At 48.4% G+C, this 1,202-nt stretch carries 1 protein-coding gene; it reads right to left on the bottom strand.

All coding sequences use genetic code 11. The features are described 5' to 3' along the window. Window positions 1-136 precede the first annotated feature (136 nt). Entirely contained in the window at window positions 137-1,084 is a 948-nt protein-coding gene (locus tag QT974_RS34565; protein ID WP_333472851.1) for a GUN4 domain-containing protein, read from the bottom strand. Between the last annotated feature and the right edge of the window lie 118 nt (window positions 1,085-1,202).

Raw genomic sequence — 1,202 nt, forward strand, 5'->3', positions numbered from 1 at the left:
CCCCCAGCCCCCCCTTGGTAAGGGGGGGAGCAAGAGTTTGACTCGCAGTGCCAGGTATCGGAAACCTAGAACAGGCATGGCTTCGTGCAAAAAGTCTTCTTCACAAGTCTTAATAAAAATCTGTAACGCTTAGATGTTACACTTTACAAGTCTGAAATTCACACCGCAAGAGAAGAGTACCCCCTCGAAATTCAGACGCTAGACAAGAGTACCCCATCAGAAGAGTACCCCCTCGAAATTCACACGACGACGGGAGGTGTGCCTCTGGTGCTTTCTCTGAAAAAGTGAGGTCGCTGTAATACAACCATTCGTTATTTTTTCTCCAGCCTACCCGATCGCCAAACGCTTCCCATACTTTACTATCATATTCCCTAGTCCCCCCCAAACTTTGATAGATGCGCTTCTGCACGCTAAAGCCGAAGCGCCCATTGCTGTATTTTACCCAAAGTTGGTCGATGGTACGCAAGTCCTCGCAGGGAAAATTATCAATACTTTCTGTATTCAGCCATCCTTCTTCCTCTCTACCCGCCACCTTACACATCACTCTCGCTGTTTCCTCATCGGCTTCTTCCCACTTTTTAGCCGCCAATAAATTCCGCAAGTTTATATAATCCATCCCCACGGCTGAAATTACTCGCGTAGTCTCAGCAGCCACAGGTTTCGGTATCAGCAAATCCAACAAATCTAATTGCACTGTCTCCGCTTTGTTAGCCATCCCTAAATCCAAAGCCACAGGTTTCGGTATCAGCAAATCCAACCATTCCTGCACCGACTGCGGGCGATTTTGCGGTTCCAACTCCATCCCTTTTATAATCGCGGCATTCACCCTGTCGCTAATTTCTGAATTGAATTGCTTTGGCGGAGTTAAAGGAATATTTTGCTTTCTGAATTGCGACGGAAAGGGCAACTCACCAGTCAACATGACATAAAGCGTTGCTGCTAGGGAATAAACATCAGTATAAGCGCCAAGTTCGGCGCGTTTTTCTAATAATTCAATGGGTGCGTAACACTCAGTCCCGGAATTGCTATTTGTCCGCAATTTCCCCGGCGCTGTCACCTGTCGCGCCAAGCCAAAATCAATCAAAACTGCACCCCCCTGGCCCCCCTTAGTAAGAGAAGAACCCCCCTGGCCCCCCTTATTAAGGGGGGGAGAAGAGAAGGGGAAATTTTCTCTTACTCCCCCCCTTACCAAGGGGGGGCTG

Source organism: Microcoleus sp. BM001215392 (genome assembly GCF_036700185.1).
GTDB lineage: Bacteria > Cyanobacteriota > Cyanobacteriia > Cyanobacteriales > Microcoleaceae > Microcoleus.